Annotated in this window: 12 protein-coding genes, 4 tRNA genes, 2 rRNA genes and 1 pseudogene; 14 read left to right on the forward strand and 5 right to left on the reverse strand. The window is 47.3% G+C overall.

The features are described 5' to 3' along the window. Nucleotides 1–3: 3 nt before the first annotated feature. Nucleotides 4–921 (reverse strand): glycine--tRNA ligase subunit alpha, encoded by a 918-nt coding sequence (gene glyQ / locus KJB05_RS00170; RefSeq protein ID WP_005440855.1) that lies wholly within the window; start codon nt 919–921, stop codon nt 4–6. A gap of 485 nt (nt 922–1,406) precedes the next feature. On the opposite strand from glyQ, the gene KJB05_RS00175 reads away from it, so the two are divergent. Together KJB05_RS00175 and KJB05_RS00180 are read left to right on the forward strand one after the other, a co-directional pair. After that, nucleotides 1,407–1,961, forward strand: a complete 555-nt coding sequence (locus KJB05_RS00175) for a TMEM165/GDT1 family protein (protein ID WP_045398802.1) — start codon at nt 1,407–1,409, stop codon at nt 1,959–1,961. Between the two features lie 160 nt (nt 1,962–2,121). Then, the gene (locus KJB05_RS00180) at nt 2,122–2,382 is read left to right on the forward strand and encodes a hypothetical protein (protein WP_009708061.1); all 261 of its coding nucleotides are present in this window, start codon (nt 2,122–2,124) and stop codon (nt 2,380–2,382) included. A gap of 44 nt (nt 2,383–2,426) precedes the next feature. On the opposite strand, the gene tusA is transcribed toward KJB05_RS00180, so the two are convergent. Beyond that, nucleotides 2,427–2,675: a sulfurtransferase TusA gene (gene tusA / locus KJB05_RS00185; protein WP_005426051.1), complete on the reverse strand. Its 249-nt coding sequence runs from the start codon at nt 2,673–2,675 to the stop codon at nt 2,427–2,429. A gap of 132 nt (nt 2,676–2,807) precedes the next feature. On the opposite strand from tusA, the gene KJB05_RS00190 reads away from it, so the two are divergent. The 3 genes from KJB05_RS00190 to KJB05_RS00200 all read left to right on the forward strand — a co-directional run bounded on the left by KJB05_RS00190 (nt 2,808) and on the right by KJB05_RS00200 (nt 5,627). Beyond that, nucleotides 2,808–2,990, forward strand: a complete 183-nt coding sequence (locus KJB05_RS00190) for a hypothetical protein (RefSeq protein WP_009708062.1) — start codon at nt 2,808–2,810, stop codon at nt 2,988–2,990. 167 nt (nt 2,991–3,157) lie between these two features. Continuing rightward, nucleotides 3,158–4,099, forward strand: coding sequence for a LysR family transcriptional regulator (locus KJB05_RS00195; RefSeq protein WP_009708063.1), 942 nt, complete (start codon nt 3,158–3,160; stop codon nt 4,097–4,099). Nucleotides 4,100–4,247: 148 nt separating this feature from the next. Then, on the forward strand, nt 4,248–5,627 hold the full coding sequence (locus KJB05_RS00200) for an IS4 family transposase (protein WP_213053078.1): 1,380 nt from the start codon (nt 4,248–4,250) through the stop codon (nt 5,625–5,627). Between the two features lie 61 nt (nt 5,628–5,688). Here the strand turns inward: KJB05_RS00200 and KJB05_RS00205 are convergent, their stop codons facing one another. The 3 genes from KJB05_RS00205 to fadB all read right to left on the reverse strand — a co-directional run bounded on the left by KJB05_RS00205 (nt 5,689) and on the right by fadB (nt 10,297). Then, nucleotides 5,689–6,669: an MDR family oxidoreductase gene (locus tag KJB05_RS00205; RefSeq protein ID WP_208446420.1), complete on the reverse strand. Its 981-nt coding sequence runs from the start codon at nt 6,667–6,669 to the stop codon at nt 5,689–5,691. A 266-nt stretch (nt 6,670–6,935) separates the two neighbouring features. Then, a complete protein-coding gene (gene fadA, locus KJB05_RS00210) occupies nt 6,936–8,111 on the reverse strand; it encodes an acetyl-CoA C-acyltransferase FadA (RefSeq protein ID WP_208446421.1) in 1,176 nt (391 codons plus the stop codon). A 14-nt stretch (nt 8,112–8,125) separates the two neighbouring features. Next, nucleotides 8,126–10,297 (reverse strand): fatty acid oxidation complex subunit alpha FadB, encoded by a 2,172-nt coding sequence (gene fadB, locus KJB05_RS00215; RefSeq protein WP_208446422.1) that lies wholly within the window; start codon nt 10,295–10,297, stop codon nt 8,126–8,128. Between the two features lie 268 nt (nt 10,298–10,565). Here fadB and KJB05_RS00220 point away from each other — a divergent pair, with 268 nt between their 5' ends. The 9 genes and pseudogenes from KJB05_RS00220 to KJB05_RS00260 all read left to right on the forward strand — a co-directional run bounded on the left by KJB05_RS00220 (nt 10,566) and on the right by KJB05_RS00260 (nt 18,889). Next, nucleotides 10,566–11,189 (forward strand): YigZ family protein, encoded by a 624-nt coding sequence (locus KJB05_RS00220; protein WP_005440863.1) that lies wholly within the window; start codon nt 10,566–10,568, stop codon nt 11,187–11,189. A 46-nt stretch (nt 11,190–11,235) separates the two neighbouring features. Continuing rightward, nucleotides 11,236–12,693, forward strand: a complete 1,458-nt coding sequence (locus KJB05_RS00225; RefSeq protein ID WP_005440865.1) for a TrkH family potassium uptake protein — start codon at nt 11,236–11,238, stop codon at nt 12,691–12,693. 9 nt (nt 12,694–12,702) lie between these two features. Next, a pseudogene (gene hemG, locus KJB05_RS00230) lies at nt 12,703–13,231 on the forward strand (menaquinone-dependent protoporphyrinogen IX dehydrogenase). Nucleotides 13,232–13,697: 466 nt separating this feature from the next. After that, nucleotides 13,698–15,250 (forward strand): 16S ribosomal RNA (locus KJB05_RS00235). 89 nt (nt 15,251–15,339) lie between these two features. Beyond that, nucleotides 15,340–15,415, forward strand: a tRNA-Glu gene (locus tag KJB05_RS00240). 2 nt (nt 15,416–15,417) lie between these two features. Next, nucleotides 15,418–15,493, forward strand: a tRNA-Lys gene (locus tag KJB05_RS00245). A 24-nt stretch (nt 15,494–15,517) separates the two neighbouring features. Continuing rightward, a tRNA-Ala gene (locus tag KJB05_RS00250) sits at nt 15,518–15,593 on the forward strand. Between the two features lie 35 nt (nt 15,594–15,628). Further along, nucleotides 15,629–15,704: transfer RNA gene (locus tag KJB05_RS00255), tRNA-Val, on the forward strand. 295 nt (nt 15,705–15,999) lie between these two features. Further along, a 23S ribosomal RNA gene (locus KJB05_RS00260) occupies nt 16,000–18,889 on the forward strand. Together the 16S and 23S rRNA genes with 4 tRNA genes alongside form the textbook arrangement of a ribosomal RNA operon. Nucleotides 18,890–18,934 lie beyond the last annotated feature (45 nt).

Raw genomic sequence — 18,934 nt, forward strand, 5'->3', positions numbered from 1 at the left:
CCCTTACGCTTGTTCTTTCTTACACATTGGGAAGCCTAGAGCTTCACGCGATGCGTAGTATGCTTCTGCAACTGCTTTAGTCAGGTTGCGGATGCGTAGGATGTAACGTTGGCGTTCAGTTACTGAGATCGCTTTACGCGCGTCTAGTAGGTTGAATGCGTGACCGGCTTTTAGGATGCGCTCGTAAGCAGGTAGTGGCAGTGGCTTTTCAAGCTCAAGCAGCTCTTTACACTCTTTCTCGCACTGTTCGAAGAAGCCAAATAGGAATTCAACGTCTGCGTGCTCGAAGTTGTAAGTTGATTGCTCTACTTCGTTTTGGTGGAAGATGTCACCATAAGTCACTTTGCTGCCGTCTGGTGCGATGTTCCAAACTAGGTCGTAAACAGAGTCTACTTCTTGGATGTACATTGCTAGACGTTCGATACCGTAAGTGATCTCACCAGTTACTGGCTTACACTCAAGACCACCAACTTGCTGGAAGTAAGTAAACTGAGTCACTTCCATGCCGTTTAGCCAAACTTCCCAGCCTAGACCCCATGCGCCTAGTGTTGGGTTTTCCCAGTTGTCTTCTACGAAACGGATGTCGTGAACAAGTGGGTCGACACCAAGAACCTCTAGAGAACCTAGGTACAACTCTTGGATATTGTCTGGCGATGGTTTTAGCGCTACTTGGAATTGGTAGTAGTGCTGAAGACGGTTAGGGTTTTCACCGTAACGGCCATCAGTAGGACGACGTGAAGGTTGTACGTAAGCTGTAGACATTGGCTCTGGGCCAAGTGCTCGTAGACAGGTCATTGGGTGAGAGGTACCCGCACCAACTTCCATATCTAGTGGTTGAACAATGGTACAACCATTTTGAGCCCAATAATCCTGCAGCGCGAGGATCATTCCCTGGAAGGTTTTGATATCGTATTTTTGCATAAGTCAGGTTCGCGCGATTCTCTTATTACTCGTGAATTCGTCTCTTTTTTGTTGGGTTTTCTTGCCTCAACAATAGCGATTCAAAGTAATTACGGTTGAATAAATTAACAATCAAGTATACCCAGATATTGAGCATGGGAGTAGAGCTAATCTTGATTAATTCGTGGGCAATTTTCTCCTTTAATGGATTTTTACCGCTTTATCTGCTGAATTTTTCCTAAAAGGGAGTTTTCACTGGCTTTCACTCTTGAGGTGATGAGGAAACATGGCTAGAATTGCGCCTGTCTTTGGGGAGTAGCTTACTCGATGAAATGTCTGTTTCATCCAGTTCGTTCGTCAACATAATTGGTGCAAAATCACCATGGCGTTCGAGACTCATCAGCCCGATGAGTTTAGCAAGACCTTAGACAAATCATCATGAACCGGGGTGGGGCGTGAGATTTGTCTTAGGTTAAAAATAATTATCCCGCCCCAATGAGCATGTTGTGAGCGTTTTAGCTATTTCAATTACTACTGTAGCGTTAGCAGAAATTGGCGATAAGACCCAATTGCTATCTCTATTACTTGCCAGTCGTTACCGCAAGCCAATCCCTATTATTGCAGCAATCTTTTTGGCAACCATTGCCAACCACGCTTTGGCTGCATGGTTAGGTGTGGTAGTGGCCGATTATCTTTCGCCTGAAGTTCTCAAATGGGTGCTGGTGGTCAGTTTTGTCGCCATGGCGGCTTGGGTGTTGATCCCAGATAAACTGGATGACGACGAGCAGATCTCCAACCGTGGTCCATTCATTGCCAGCTTTATTGCTTTCTTTGTTGCGGAGATTGGCGACAAGACTCAGATTGCGACTTCTATCTTGGGTGCGCAATACGCAGATGCATTGAGTTGGGTGATTCTTGGCACTACGATCGGTATGCTGCTGGCGAATGTACCTGTGGTCCTGATTGGTAAGTTGTCGGCTGATAAGATGCCTTTAGGATTGATTCGTAAAGTGACCGCATTCCTGTTTATCGCGCTAGCTATTGGAGCGGTATTGTTCTGATTTGTTGCACGTTAAATGGTGTGAATTATCAATAACTAGTGAAGTAATACACAACTTCAAACTCTGACTCAAAATCGTTCAAGACCGTGACGGATGACATATTAGTGTCATACTTGTCATGGTAATTTAATGGTGTGAATGATAGCGAGAGGGCAAAGGTATGCTTACACGTTACATGGGGATGACCCCAAAGAGTCAGAGTTATTTATTCACCTTTGGTTTGGCGCTTTGCTTACTAGCAATGGTGCTGACTGATATGTGGCTGCCAATTGTAGCAGGGTCCTTTATTCTTACTGGTTTAACGGTAGAAGCGTGGATTCGGGTGGCTCATATCATTCCGATGCATGAGGAAATGCGTGCAATGCGGAAGCAATTGAACAAGCTACAATCTGAAGTTCGCACACTAGAATACGATGAATAAACAAACGGCAGCCTATTGGGCTGCCGTTTTTGATCTTGCTGAGATTATTCCAAACCTTTCTTAATTAGGTACTGGTATGGAAGCTGCTCTGTTTGTGCCGCAATCAACTGGTGATCCATAAATCGGCAGAAGCTCGGGATATCTCGAGTAGTGGATGGGTCGTCCGCTTTAACCAGCAACACCTCACCATCTTGCATGTTTCGAATTGTCTTCCTGACCATCATCACTGGCTCTGGGCAGCGTAATCCTTCCGCCTCTAATGTCTTGGTCGCCAGTTCAGGATTAAAACTCATAATGTGATTCTCGTAACTAACTGAGCGGTGAATTTTACTTTCGTTGAAAAAATATTCAATAACCACTTGGCAAACCGAATTTTTTGATTTACCTTAAATTAACAATTTGGTAACAACTGGTAAGGGGACACGATGTTAACAGCGTTAGACAGACTAACCATCTATTCGGTTTTGTGTTTCATCTCGTTCTGCGCATTAGTACTCAGAACACCAGCTGAAACCTCATTGCTGCCTCTTGTAGGCATGAGTGCAACGATTATTGGGATTTGGATTGAGATGCACAAATGGTCAGGTGCATCTGAGCAAGAAAATTAGCGCTTCTTGCTGTAATCGGAACCTATTGATATACCGCTCACCAAGTTTAACGACACTTCATTCCGACACTATCCCCATTTTTCTTGGGCTTCCCCGCTGAAAGGCGGGATTTTTTTTGCCTGAAGAGTACAATTTACCTAAATCCCCTACATGGTAAGTGGCAAATCGTGGAATTAGAAGACATCTATCGTCGAGATCTGAACTTATTGGTCGCATTACGTGTGTTGATCGAAGAGAGCAGTGTCAGTAAAGCAGCAACGCGTCTCAATTTAAGCCAATCGGCAATGAGTCGTGTGCTAGGGCGTTTACGCGATCTGCTTGGTGATCCGTTGTTTACGCGTCAAGGTCAGCACTTGATCCCAACTCAAAAAGCGTTAGAAATTGATCGTTCTTTGGGTGAGCCTTTGGAGTCACTACGCCAATTACTTTCTCCACGTGAGTTTGATCCACGCAGTTGCGATCAGACGTTTAATATCGCCACGACTGACTACGCGATGCAAACCATTCTGCCCTTCGCTCTGCCACGTATTTATCAAGAAGCACCGAACGTGTCGTTTAACTTCTTGCCATTGCAACACGACCGCTTGTCTGATCAATTAACATATGAAGGCGCGGACTTAGCGATTTGTCGCCCTACAGGTCCTGTGGAGCCACTACGCAGTGAAGTGTTAGGACGAGTCGGTGTGCTATGTATGCTCTCCAAGCAACATCCATTAGCCGACAAAGAGATGAGTCTAGATGATTACCTCAGTCATCCGCATGCCATGATTGCCATCAGTGATGGGGTTAAGGCGCTGATTGAGCAAGCGTTGGTGGAGAAGCCGCAACGTCAGATGGTATTGCGCGCTTATCACTTGGAAGCGGCGCTGGCGATTGTCGATACTCTGCCCATTATTATTACTGTACCTGCCGATTTAGCGTACTTGGTTGCTGATCGTTATGACTTGGTGGTGAAGCCATTACCATTCCAATTCACACCATTTGAATATTCGATGATTTGGCATGCACGTTGCGAGCACTCTCCCGCTCAAGAGTGGTTGCGAGCAGTGGTTCGTGAAGAATGTAGTCGTCTTATTGCCAAGCGCATCGAAGATATGGGGTTGGACTGATTTTTCCAATAATCGAAATAGCAAAAAGCCGGGCAATGACCCTGTCTCTTATACACAAATCCCTAAGCTTGTAGCTTAGGGATCTTTTTTTGAACTCTTTCAAGTGTGTGCGATCTGATCACTTAAGAATCCTTACTGAAACACTAAGATGACACACTCAGACGCTAAACTTTGGGCGCAAGAACAATTTGGACAAGCACAACTTAAAGATCCTCGAAGAACACAACGCCTCATCAGTTTAGCGACTTCCATTGCTAATCAACCAGGAGTCTCCGTGGCTAAACTTCCTTTTTCTCCCGCCGATATGGAAGGGGCATATCGCTTTATCCGCAATGAAAACATCGATGCAAAAGACATCGCTGAAGCAGGTTTTCAATCAACGGTATCTCGAGCTAACGAGCATGAGGAATTACTCGCGCTTGAAGATACAACAACGCTCTGTTTTCCTCATCGAAGTATAAAAGATGAACTCGGGCACACGAATCAAGGCGACAGAATTCGAGCTCTCCATGTACATTCGACGTTACTTTTTGCACCACAAAGTCAGACCATTGTTGGTCTTATAGAGCAACAACGATGGAGCCGAGATATTACTAAGCGTGGGCAAAAGCACCAACACGCGACTCGTCCTTACGAGGAGAAAGAGAGTTACAAATGGGAGCAAGCTTCTCGCCGTGTCGTTGAGCGCCTAGGGGATAAGATGTTAGATGTTATCTCGGTCTGTGACCGAGAAGCAGACCTATTCGAATACTTAACTTATAAACGTCAACATCAGCAGCGCTTTGTCGTTCGCTCAATGCAAAGTCGTTGTCTAGAAGAACACGCTCAAAAGCTTTACGACTATGCGCAAGCGTTACCAAGTGTCGAGACAAAGGAGCTTACCATCCCCCAAAAAGGAGGGAGAAAAGCGAGAGATGTAAAGCTTGACGTTAAATATGGTCAGGTGACATTAAAGGCTCCGGCAAACAAAAAAGAGCACGCAGGCATACCTGTTTATTATGTTGGTTGCCTTGAGCAAGGGGCATCAAAAGACAAGTTAGCATGGCACCTCTTGACGTCGGAGCCAATAAACAACGTTGAAGACGCCATGAGAATTATCGGTTATTACGAGCGTCGATGGCTGATTGAAGACTTCCATAAAGTCTGGAAAAGTGAAGGTACGGATGTGGAGTCACTAAGACTCCAAAGTAAAGGTAACTTAGAGAGGTTAAGTGTCATCTATGCCTTTGTTGCGACTCGTTTATTGGCGTTACGTTTCATTAAAGAAGTTGATGAGCTATCAACAGAAAGTTGTGAAAAGGCCTTGGGCACAAAAGCTTGGAAGCTGCTGTGGTTGAAACTAGAAAGCAAGACATTACCTAAAGAAGTACCCGATATGAGCTGGGCGTACAGAAATCTTGCTAAATTAGGCGGTTGGAAAGATACCAAGAGGACGGGCAGAGCTTCAATAAAGGCACTATGGGAAGGATGGTTTAAACTGCAAACCATCCTTGAAGGCTACGAGCTCGCAATGTCTCTTGATCACTAGACTTGTGATCAAGAGACAGGGCAATGACCCGGCTTTGTTTATTCTATCGAAGGGTTAACGCTTATAGTTTGATAACCACACGACCAGTTACTTGGCCGTTTGTGATGTCTTCAGCGTATTTTGGTGCTTCTGCTAGTTCTACCTCGGTACAAGCTTGTTCGAAGTAGCTGTCTGGTAGTAGTTCAACCAATTTTTCCCACGCTGCAGTACGTTTTTCAAATGGGCATGAAACAGAATCCACACCTTGTAGACGAACGTTACGTAGGATGAACGGCATCACTGTCGTCGGTAGATCGAAGCCACCGGCAAGACCACAAGCTGCAACTGCACTGTTGTAATCCATTTGTGCCAATACTTTTGCTAGTACTTTGCTGCCCACTGTATCAACCGCACCTGCCCATACTTGCTTTTCAAGCGGACGTGCTGGCTCTTCAAATTCAACGCGGTCGATGATGCGACTAGCACCAAGTTTTTCTAGTAGTGGGCCGTTTTTCTCTACGCGACCTGTCACTGCAGCAACTTTGTAGCCAAGCTGTGCTAGAAGCGTTACTGCTACTGAGCCTACACCGCCACTTGCGCCAGTTACTAGGATTTCGCCGTTTTCAGGTTTGATGCTTGCATCAAGCAGTGCTTGAACACATAGCATGCCAGTGAAGCCGGCAGTACCCACCATCATTGCTTTCTTGCTGTCTAGACCTTTTGGTAGTGGTACTAGCCAATCCGCTTTTAGACGAGCACGTTGAGACATACCACCCCAATGGTTTTCACCTACACCCCAACCAGTAAGAACAACTTTGTCGCCTGCTTGGTAGCGGTCGTCTTCTGAGCTTACTACCGTACCTGCTAGGTCAATACCCGGCACCATCGGGAAGTTACGGATGATTTTACCTTTACCTGTAATTGCAAGACCGTCTTTGTAGTTCAACGATGAGTAATCAACGTCAATCAGAACGTCGCCTTCAGGCAGTTGTGTTTCATCGATTTGCTCGATGCTAGCGATAGTACGTTTGTCTTCTTGATTTAGAACTAGAGCATTAAACATAAGGTTCTCCGATTGTGCGGTAGCGTGACTCTGGGTCACATGCAGCAAGATATCAACTGCTGCTAAGTGTATGTCTTCTTTGTCTATGAATAAAATGAAACTTGAGCATTCAATGTATGCTTTTTGTGCATGTAAGCAATATTTGGCGTAAAACAAAGGGCGACATCAGATGCCGCCCTTAAGTGTAATACTAAAAATTTTCAGTATTGGTTCATTTGCTCGTGATTGTTGGATTGATCACTACAACCTAGCGTTTTTCAAACAAACTATGGTCGTTCAAATACCGTCGCAATACCCTGACCTAAACCGATACACATGGTTGCCAGGCCGTATTTCGCGTCTTTCGCTTCCAGTAGGTTAATCAGAGTCGTCGAGATACGTGAGCCAGAACAACCAAGTGGGTGACCCAATGCAATCGCACCACCGTTAAGGTTGACCTTCTCATCCATAACATCAAGCAGACCCAAGTCTTTAGCACATGGTAGAGACTGCGCAGCAAATGCTTCGTTTAGCTCAACCACATCCATGTCTTCAATTGAAAGGCCAGCACGCTTGAGCGCTTTTTGCGTCGCAGGTACAGGACCGTAACCCATGATTGAAGGATCGCAGCCCGCAATGGCCATACCTTTAATGCGTGCACGAATCTTCAAGCCAAGTTCATTGGCTTTCTCTTCGCTCATGATCAGCATTGCTGATGCGCCATCAGACAACGCTGACGATGTGCCGGCTGTTACTGTGCCGTTTGCTGGGTCGAAAACAGGACGAAGTTGAGATAGACCTTCAACGGATGTTTCAGGGCGAATCACTTCATCGTAATCTAGAGTGAACAGCGTGCCGTCAGCCGCATGACCTTCAATTGGTAGGATTTCGTTTTTAAAACGACCCTCTATGGTTGCAGCATGTGCACGAGCATGAGAACGCGCAGCAAACTCGTCTTGTTGCTCACGGCTAATGCCATGCAGCTTACCAAGCATTTCTGCTGTTAAGCCCATCATGCCTGCTGCTTTTGCAACTGTCTTTGACATGCCAGGGTTGAAGTCCACGCCGTGGTTCATTGGTACGTGTCCCATGTGCTCAACACCACCAATTAGGCAGATTTCAGCGTCACCCGTCATGATGGCACGTGTACCGTCGTGAAGCGCTTGCATGGATGAACCACACAGGCGGTTCACCGTCACGGCGCCAATCTCAATTGGTAGGCCAGCAAGCAGCGCTGCATTACGAGCAACGTTAAAGCCTTGCTCTAGTGTTTGTTGTACACAGCCCCAGTAGATATCTTCAATCTCGCTTGGGTTTACTTGTGGGTTACGCGCAAGAATACCTTTCATTAGGCGTGCGGATAGATCTTCTGCTCGCGTATGACGGAAAGCACCACCTTTAGAGCGACCCATTGGAGTACGTAGACAATCGACTACGACAACATTTCTTGTTTGATTAGTCATTTTAGAATCCCTCCTTAGATAGAACCTTGCTGTTGTGCACCGTAAAAGCTTTCACCTTTCGCCGCCATATCAATCAGCATCTGTGGTACTTGGTACATAGCACCAAGCTCTGAGTATTGTTTTGCCATTGCAACAAACTCAGCAATACCTACGCTATCTAGGTAGCGGAATACGCCGCCGCGGAATGGAGGGAAACCAAGACCGTAAACCAGTGCCATATCCGCTTCTTGTGGAGTGGCAATGATGCCTTCTTGTAGACACAGTACCACTTCGTTGATCATTGGAATCATCATACGTTGAATGATGGTTTGTTCGTCAAAGTCCTGCTTATCGGCACAAACGTCGGCGAGTACCGGCAAGATTTCTTCAGAGAAGGTTTTCTTCGGCTTACCTTTTCTGTCAATGGTGTAGCTGTAGAAGCCATTACCATTTTTCTGGCCGTATTTATCTGCTTCGAACAGCGCATCTATCGCGTCACGACCTTGTTTGCCCATACGCTCAGGGAAACCTTGCGCCATAACGGCTTGTGCGTGGTGAGCAGTATCAATACCAACGACATCGAGCAAGTATGCAGGTCCCATCGGCCAGCCAAACTTACGCTCCATGATTTTGTCGATTTTCGTAAAGTCAGCACCATCACGAAGTAGCATGCTGAAGCCGCCAAAGTATGGGAACAATACGCGGTTTACAAAGAACCCTGGGCAGTCATTGACGACAATTGGTGATTTGCCCATTTTCGCTGCGTAGGCAACAACACGATTGATGGTTTCATCAGAGGTATGTTCACCACGGATGATCTCAACAAGAGGCATGCGGTGCACTGGGTTGAAGAAGTGCATGCCACAGAAGTTTTCTGGGCGTTTTAGCGATTTCGCTAATAGATTGATAGGAATCGTCGAGGTATTTGAGGTGATAACGGTGTCGTCACCGACATGCGATTCGACTTCACTCAAAACTGCTGCTTTTACTTTCGGGTTTTCTACTACGGCTTCAACAATCACGTCTGATTCTTCGATGCCTGCGTAATGTAGGCTTGGTGTGATAGACGCTAAAATGCCAGCCATCTTAAAGCCATCAATGCGACCACGAGATAAGCGTTTATTCAGCAGTTTAGAGGCTTCAGTCATGCCTAAATCGAGTGAAGGTTGCGCGATGTCTTTCATTAACACCGGTACGCCTTTTAATGCAGATTGGTAGGCGATGCCGCCGCCCATAATGCCCGCACCAAGCACAGCCGCACGTTGCGTGTCTTTACTCGCTGACTTAGCTGATTTTTTCGCAAGCCCTTTAATGTATTGGTCGTTAAGGAACAAGCCAACCAGTGATTTTGCTTCTTCAGACTTAGCCAGCTTTACGAAGTGCTTACGCTCAATGTCGAGTGCTTCGTTACGAGCAAAGCGCGCGCCTTCTTCAATAGTAATAACGGCTGTCATTGGTGCAGGGTAGTGAGGGCCAGCCTTTTGTGCCACTAGACCCTTCGCCATGGTAAAGCTCATCATTGATTCAAGCTTACTTAGCGTTAGAGGTGATGTTTTTTGATTGCGACGCGCTTGCCAATCTAGTTTTTCGTTGATTGCTGATGTCAGTGTTTGTAGTGCTGACTCGTAAAGTGCGTCGCTATCGACAACCGCATCCAGAAGACCAATCTTTAACGCTTCATCCGCACGACACGCTTTACCTTGCGTGATCACTTCCATTGCACTGTCGGCACCAATAACACGTGGCAGACGCACACAACCACCAAAGCCCGGCATGATACCCAGTTTCGTTTCTGGTAGACCGATGCTGGTGGTCTTGTCACCAATTCGCATGTCAGTGGCAAGCACACACTCACAACCGCCACCTAACGTGTGACCTTTTAGTACCGAGATAGTCGGGACAGGCAAGTCTTCCAGCTTGTTGAAGATGCTGTTAGCAAATTGCAGCCACTGATCGAGCTCAGCGTCTGTCTTGGCAAAAAGACCTAAGAATTCGGTGATATCTGCGCCAACAATGAACGCGTCTTTATCTGAGGTGAGCATCAAGCCCTTCAGTCCTTGGTGCGCTTTTAGTGCATCAAGGGCTTTGTCGAGAGACTCTAGTGTTGCTAGGTCGAGCTTGTTAACGGATTTTGGAGAGCAGAAGCTTAGTTCTGCAATACCATCTTGTACTTCCTTTACCTGTAGGGTTTCGGCTTGGTAAATCATTGTCTATCTCCATGACATACAATCTTGGATTGTCTGTATACCAATTTGATGCGGGCTGAGCGCCTGTAGGGCAGCAAATCGATATAGAGGAAAGTCGTTTTATTTATTGTTCTGGTTAGACCAGTGAAGTTAGTTTGGACTTCGGATTGGTTAATTTCAATACATTTTTTAAACAAGTGTTTAACATTGTGCGCTAAGGCAGATCTTATGCGACTCACAATTACCTCTCGTGATAGACTCTGAACAAAGAGAAAAGTGACCTAATCCTATGAATGACCTGCCTTATCTGATTCCTGCTCAGCCTGCTCAATTTGAAGAAGAGATCAAAAAGAGTGTCTTTATTACTTACTTAGCACACACGCCAAGTGTGGAAGCGGCGAAAGCATTCGTTGAGCAGATCAAAACCAAGCATGCTGATGCAAGACACAACTGCTGGGGATTTGTTGCTGGTCGACCAGAAGATTCGATGAAGTGGGGCTTTAGTGATGATGGGGAACCTTCAGGGACGGCAGGTAAACCGATCCTTGCTCAGCTGTCTGGCTCCGGAGTTGGAGAGATTACAGCTGTAGTGACTCGATATTCTGGCGGCATTAAGCTTGGTACAGGTGGTTTGGTCAAAGCTTATGGTGGCGGCGTGCAACAAGCGCTCAAGCTGCTTCAAACAATTGAGAAAAAAATAACCACAAAACTCAGACTAGAGTTAGACTATGGGTTTATGCCTATCGCACAGTCGCTTATGCCCCAGTTTGGTGCGGTTGAAGTGGATGCTGAATACAGCGATCAGGTGGTATTAGTGGTGGAAATTGAGCTACGTGAAGTGAGCGCGTTTACCCAAGCTATCATCAACAAAAGTGGTGCAAAGGCAATTGTCACCCCACTAGACGGACAATAATGAAAAATAGGAAGCCACAGGGACAGCTTCGCTAGTCAATCAATCCATGCAATTTCGTTCAATTATTCGAATCGTCGGGCTATTGCTCGCACTTTTTAGTGTCACAATGCTCGCGCCTGCGCTGGTTGCGCTTATCTATCGAGATGGTGCGGGTGTACCTTTTGTCACGACTTTCTTCGTACTTCTTGTATGCGGTGGGATCTGTTGGTTCCCAAACCGCAGGCACAAACACGAGCTTAAAGCGCGGGATGGCTTCCTTATTGTTGTTCTTTTCTGGACTGTACTTGGCAGTGCTGGCTCTATCCCTTTTCTGATCTCAGATAACCCCAATGTATCTGTGACTGATGCTTTTTTTGAGTCCTTTTCTGCTTTAACGACAACAGGTGCGACGGTGATCGTCGGGCTCGACGAGTTGCCAAAAGCAATCTTATTCTATCGCCAGCTCCTGCAATGGTTTGGTGGTATGGGTATCATCGTGTTGGCGGTAGCCATTCTTCCTGTTCTTGGTATCGGTGGTATGCAGCTGTATCGAGCCGAAATACCAGGACCAGTAAAAGACACCAAGATGACCCCACGCATTGCTGAGACGGCAAAAGCACTGTGGTACATCTACTTGAGTTTGACTATCGCATGTGCCGTGGCATTTTGGTTGGCAGGTATGACGCCATTTGATGCTATTAGCCATAGCTTCTCAACCATTGCTATCGGTGGCTTCTCTACGCACGATGCCAGCATGGGCTATTTCGATAGCTATGCCATCAACATGATTACCGTTGTTTTCTTGTTAATCTCGGCATGTAACTATTCTTTGCACTTCGCCGCGTTTGCGTCTGGCGGCGTGCACCCTAAATACTATTGGAAAGATCCAGAGTTCCGCGCGTTCATCTTTATACAAGTTGTTTTGTTCTTGGTGTGCTTCTTATTATTGTTGAATCACCATTCTTACGACTCAACCTATGATGCATTCGATCAAGCGCTTTTTCAGACCGTGTCCATCTCAACCACGGCTGGCTTTACCACAACCGGCTTTGCTGATTGGCCATTATTCTTACCAGTGCTGTTGTTGTTCTCTTCTTTTATAGGTGGTTGTGCTGGTTCGACTGGCGGCGGCATGAAAGTGATCCGTATTCTGCTACTGACCTTACAAGGTGCGCGTGAGCTGAAGCGTTTGGTGCACCCTCGTGCCGTATACACCATCAAAGTGGGTGGCAGTGCGTTACCGCAAAGAGTCGTTGATGCGGTTTGGGGATTCTTCTCTGCTTACGCTTTGGTGTTCGTGGTTTGTATGTTGGGCTTGATTGCTACTGGGATGGACGAGCTAAGCGCGTTCTCTGCGGTTGCAGCAACGCTCAACAACTTAGGTCCAGGCTTGGGTGAAGTTGCGCTTCACTTTGGCGATGTGAACGATAAAGCAAAATGGGTATTGATTGTTTCTATGCTGTTTGGACGTTTGGAAATCTTTACCTTACTTATTCTACTTACGCCGACGTTTTGGCGTAGCTAAGGGGAAATCGTGGCAAAAGCATTATTTCTATATTCCTCCCGTGAAGGGCAGACAAAAAAAAATTCTCCACTATATAGATGAGAAGCTAACAGACTTCGAATGCGAGCTGGTGGATTTACATAATGTTGGGACGATTGATTTTAGCCAATACGACAGGGTATTGATTGGAGCGTCTATTCGTTATGGCCATCTCAATAAGAAGCTGTACCAGTTTATTGGCCGAAACCTCAATCAGCTTGAACAAAGTAAAGTGGCATTTTTCTGCGTAAATCTAACCGCTCGTAAAGAAGACCAAGGAAAGGATACGCCAGAAGGCAGCGCTTACATTCGCAAGTTCCTAATGAAGTCGCCTTGGAAACCAACCTTAATTGGTGTTTTTGCTGGTGCTCTTTATTACCCACGTTACGGATGGTTCGACAAAACGATGATTAAGTTCATTATGTCGATGACAGGTGGTGAAACCGATACGACCAAAGAAGTGGAATACACCAATTGGGAAAAAGTGGCTCTTTTCGCAGATAAATTCAAAGAACTGTAGAAATAACGTGCTCTTTTGACCGCTTTTGACGCAAATTTATCCGAACGATAAAAAAATCAAAAAAAACGAGAAAAAGGGCTTGCCAATGTGATCGCAATCTCTATAATGCCACCTCGCTGACACGGCAACGCTTCGAAAGAAACGAAAGCCAAGTTAGCAAGCCAATTAGCCAAGCGGAAACGCTTGAAAAAAGTTTGAAAAAAGTGATTGACACTAAACTTTAACTCGCTAAAATGGCCGTCCGATTTGAGCAAAGCTCAATAGGAAAGCTCTTTAACAATATAGACCTATCAATCTGTGTGGGCACTCGTTGATGATAATCCAATTAGATATTTCTTTCTTAACGGAAAGCGGTATCAAATTAGGTTTCAATGAAACGAAGTGACCATTGAATCGAAAGATTCAGCACAGTCAATTCAAACATTACTTATGTAATGTTCAGTATTCATTGAGCCGACAAAATCTTAAATTGAAGAGTTTGATCATGGCTCAGATTGAACGCTGGCGGCAGGCCTAACACATGCAAGTCGAGCGGAAACGAGTTATCTGAACCTTCGGGGAACGATAACGGCGTCGAGCGGCGGACGGGTGAGTAATGCCTAGGAAATTGCCCTGATGTGGGGGATAACCATTGGAAACGATGGCTAATACCGCATAATGCCTACGGGCCAAAGAGGGGGACCTTCGGGCCTCTCGCGTCAGGATATGCCTAGGTGGGATTAGCTAGTTGGTGAGGTAATGGCTCACCAAGGCGACGATCCCTAGCTGGTCTGAGAGGATGATCAGCCACACTGGAACTGAGACACGGTCCAGACTCCTACGGGAGGCAGCAGTGGGGAATATTGCACAATGGGCGCAAGCCTGATGCAGCCATGCCGCGTGTGTGAAGAAGGCCTTCGGGTTGTAAAGCACTTTCAGTCGTGAGGAAGGTGGTAGTGTTAATAGCACTATCATTTGACGTTAGCGACAGAAGAAGCACCGGCTAACTCCGTGCCAGCAGCCGCGGTAATACGGAGGGTGCGAGCGTTAATCGGAATTACTGGGCGTAAAGCGCATGCAGGTGGTTTGTTAAGTCAGATGTGAAAGCCCGGGGCTCAACCTCGGAATAGCATTTGAAACTGGCAGACTAGAGTACTGTAGAGGGGGGTAGAATTTCAGGTGTAGCGGTGAAATGCGTAGAGATCTGAAGGAATACCGGTGGCGAAGGCGGCCCCCTGGACAGATACTGACACTCAGATGCGAAAGCGTGGGGAGCAAACAGGATTAGATACCCTGGTAGTCCACGCCGTAAACGATGTCTACTTGGAGGTTGTGGCCTTGAGCCGTGGCTTTCGGAGCTAACGCGTTAAGTAGACCGCCTGGGGAGTACGGTCGCAAGATTAAAACTCAAATGAATTGACGGGGGCCCGCACAAGCGGTGGAGCATGTGGTTTAATTCGATGCAACGCGAAGAACCTTACCTACTCTTGACATCCAGAGAACTTTCCAGAGATGGATTGGTGCCTTCGGGAACTCTGAGACAGGTGCTGCATGGCTGTCGTCAGCTCGTGTTGTGAAATGTTGGGTTAAGTCCCGCAACGAGCGCAACCCTTATCCTTGTTTGCCAGCGAGTAATGTCGGGAACTCCAGGGAGACTGCCGGTGATAAACCGGAGGAAGGTGGGGACGACGTCAAGTCATCATGGCCCTTACGAGTAGGGCTACACACGTGCTACAATGGCGCATACAGAGGGCAGCAAGCTAGCGATAGTGAGCGAATCCCAAAAAGTGCGTCGTAGTCCGGATTGGAGTCTGCAACTCGACTCCATGAAGTCGGAATCGCTAGTAATCGTGGATCAGAATGCCACGGTGAATACGTTCCCGGGCCTTGTACACACCGCCCGTCACACCATGGGAGTGGGCTGCAAAAGAAGTAGGTAGTTTAACCTTCGGGAGGACGCTTACCACTTTGTGGTTCATGACTGGGGTGAAGTCGTAACAAGGTAGCGCTAGGGGAACCTGGCGCTGGATCACCTCCTTAAACGATGATTACTCACGATGAGTGTCCACACAGATTGATACGGTTTATAAGTAAAAGAGACGAAGATATCCCAATATCTTCAATCCAGTGTCCCGTTCGTCTAGAGGCCTAGGACACCGCCCTTTCACGGCGGTAACAGGGGTTCGACTCCCCTACGGGATACCATTGGGTCGTTAGCTCAGTTGGTAGAGCAGTTGACTTTTAATCAATTGGTCGCAGGTTCGAATCCTGCACGACCCACCATTCTTTAAGAATGACTCTCAAGATGGGGCTATAGCTCAGCTGGGAGAGCGCCTGCCTTGCACGCAGGAGGTCTGCGGTTCGATCCCGCATAGCTCCACCATTCTTGACGTCTACCACAAGACGAAAAACTTATGTGGGCGATTAGCTCAGTTGGGAGAGCACCTGCCTTACAAGCAGGGGGTCACTGGTTCGAGCCCGGTATCGCCCACCATCTTTAAGCATTCTCTCTTGAGAGTTTTTAAAAATGGTTACTTCATAAGAAGTGATTAGCTCTTTAACAATTTGGAAAGCTGACAAAACAAACTTTTAAGTTTGTTTGTAAAGTTCTCAATGTTTGTCTTTATGACAAACACCAAAAAACACATTCAAGTGTTCTTGGGAATATCACTTTTACAGTGATTATTCGAAATTGAGTCCGGCAAAATCGAAATGTCTCTCGCTCATTCAAATAATGAGAGACAACTTTGGTGATTTGAACATCAACTCGAAACTCCTTCGGGTTGTATGGTTAAGTGACTAAGCGTACACGGTGGATGCCTTGGCAGTCAGAGGCGATGAAGGACGTATTAACTTGCGATAAGCCCAGATTAGGTAGTAAAAACCATTTGAGTCTGGGATTTCCGAATGGGGAAACCCACTTACATAAGTAAGTATCGCTGCGTGAATACATAGCGCAGCGAGGCGAACCGGGGGAACTGAAACATCTAAGTACCCCGAGGAAAAGAAATCAACCGAGATTCCGAAAGTAGCGGCGAGCGAAATTGGACTAGCCCTTAAGCTTTTTATGCGTCAGGTGAAACTTCTGGAAAGTTGTGCGATACAGGGTGATAGCCCCGTAACCGGCAACGCATATAAAGTGAAATCGAGTAGGGCGGGACACGTGATATCCTGTCTGAATATGGGGGGACCATCCTCCAAGGCTAAATACTACTGACTGACCGATAGTGAACCAGTACCGTGAGGGAAAGGCGAAAAGAACCCCTGTGAGGGGAGTGAAATAGAACCTGAAACCGTGTACGTACAAGCAGTAGGAGCACCTTCGTGGTGTGACTGCGTACCTTTTGTATAATGGGTCAGCGACTTATATTCAGTGGCAAGGTTAACCATCTAGGGGAGCCGTAGCGAAAGCGAGTGTTAACTGCGCGACTCAGTCGCTGGATATAGACCCGAAACCAGGTGATCTAGCCATGGGCAGGTTGAAGATTGAGTAACATCAATTGGAGGACCGAACCGACTAATGTTGAAAAATTAGCGGATGACTTGTGGCTAGGGGTGAAAGGCCAATCAAACCTGGAGATAGCTGGTTCTCCCCGAAAGCTATTTAGGTAGCGCCTCGGACGAATACTACTGGGGGTAGAGCACTGTTAAGGCTAGGGGGTCATCCCGACTTACCAACCCTTTGCAAACTCCGAATACCAGTAAGTACTATCCGGGAGACACACGGCGGGTGCTAACGTCCGTCGTGGAGAGGGAAACAACCCAGACCGCCAGCTAAGGTCCCAAATTACTACTAAGTGGGAAACGATGTGGGAAGGCTCAGACAGCCAGGATGTTGGCTTAGAAGCAGCCATCATTTAAAGAAAGCGTAATAGCTCACTGGTCGAGTCGGCCTGCGCGGAAGATGTAACGGGGCTAAGTAGTAAACCGAAGCTGCGGCAATGCACTTTGTGCATTGGGTAGGGGAGCGTTCTGTAAGCGGTTGAAGGTGTGTGGTAACGCATGCTGGACGTATCAGAAGTGCGAATGCTGACATGAGTAACGATAAAGGGGGTGAAAAACCTCCTCGCCGGAAGACCAAGGGTTCCTGTCCAACGTTAATCGGGGCAGGGTAAGTCGACCCCTAAGGCGAGGCCGAAAGGCGTAGTCGATGGGAAACGGGTTAATATTCCCGTACTTCTTACAATTGCGATGGGGGGACGGAGAAGGCTAGGTGGGCCTGGCGACGGTTGTCCAGGTTCAAGTGCGTAGGCTGAGAAATTAGGTAAATCCGGTTTCTCTTAAGGCTGAGACACGACGTCGAGCTACTACGGTAGTGAAGTCATTGATGCCATGCTTCCAGGAAAAGCCTCTAAGCTTCAGATTGTAAGGAATCGTACCCCAAACCGACACAGGTGGTCGGGTAGAGAATACCAAGGCGCTTGAGAGAACTCGGGTGAAGGAACTAGGCAAAATGGTACCGTAACTTCGGGAGAAGGTACGCTCTTGATGGTGAAGTCCCTTGCGGATGGAGCTGACGAGAGTCGCAGATACCAGGTGGCTGCAACTGTTTATTAAAAACACAGCACTGTGCAAAATCGTAAGATGACGTATACGGTGTGACGCCTGCCCGGTGCCGGAAGGTTAATTGATGGGGTTAGACTTCGGTCGAAGCTCTTGATCGAAGCCCCGGTAAACGGCGGCCGTAACTATAACGGTCCTAAGGTAGCGAAATTCCTTGTCGGGTAAGTTCCGACCTGCACGAATGGCGTAATGATGGCCACGCTGTCTCCACCCGAGACTCAGTGAAATTGAAATCGCTGTGAAGATGCAGTGTACCCGCGGCTAGACGGAAAGACCCCGTGAACCTTTACTACAGCTTGGCACTGAACATTGACCCTACATGTGTAGGATAGGTGGGAGGCTTTGAAGCAAGTACGCCAGTATTTGTGGAGCCGTCCTTGAAATACCACCCTTGTAGTGTTGATGTTCTAACGTCGACCCCTAATCGGGGTTGCGGACAGTGCCTGGTGGGTAGTTTGACTGGGGCGGTCTCCTCCCAAAGAGTAACGGAGGAGCACGAAGGTGGGCTAATCACGGTTGGACATCGTGAGGTTAGTGCAATGGCATAAGCCCGCTTGACTGCGAGAATGACAATTCGAGCAGGTGCGAAAGCAGGTCATAGTGATCCGGTGGTTCTGAATGGAAGGGCCATCGCTCAACGGATAAAAGGTACTCCGGGGATAACAGGCTGATACCGCCCAAGAGTTCATATCGACGGCGGTGTTTGGCACCTCGATGTCGGCTCATCACATCCTGGGGCTGAAGTCGGTCCCAAGGGTATGGCTGTTCGCCATTTAAAGTGGTACGCGAGCTGGGTTTAGAACGTCGTGAGACAGTTCGGTCCCTATCTGCCGTGGGCGTTGGAAGATTGAAGGGGGCTGCTCCTAGTACGAGAGGACCGGAGTGGACGAACCTCTGGTGTTCGGGTTGTGTCGCCAGACGCATTGCCCGGTAGCTAAGTTCGGAATCGATAACCGCTGAAAGCATCTAAGCGGGAAGCGAGCCCTGAGATGAGTCTTCCCTGATACTTTAAGTATCCTAAAGGGTTGTTCGAGACTAGAACGTTGATAGGCAGGGTGTGTAAGCGTTGTGAGGCGTTGAGCTAACCTGTACTAATTGCCCGTGAGGCTTAACCATACAACACCCAAGGGGTTTTGATGGACTCAATGCAAGAACATTGAA

Source organism: Vibrio sp. B1ASS3 (assembly GCF_905175355.1).
GTDB classification, from domain to species: Bacteria; Pseudomonadota; Gammaproteobacteria; order Enterobacterales; family Vibrionaceae; genus Vibrio; species Vibrio owensii.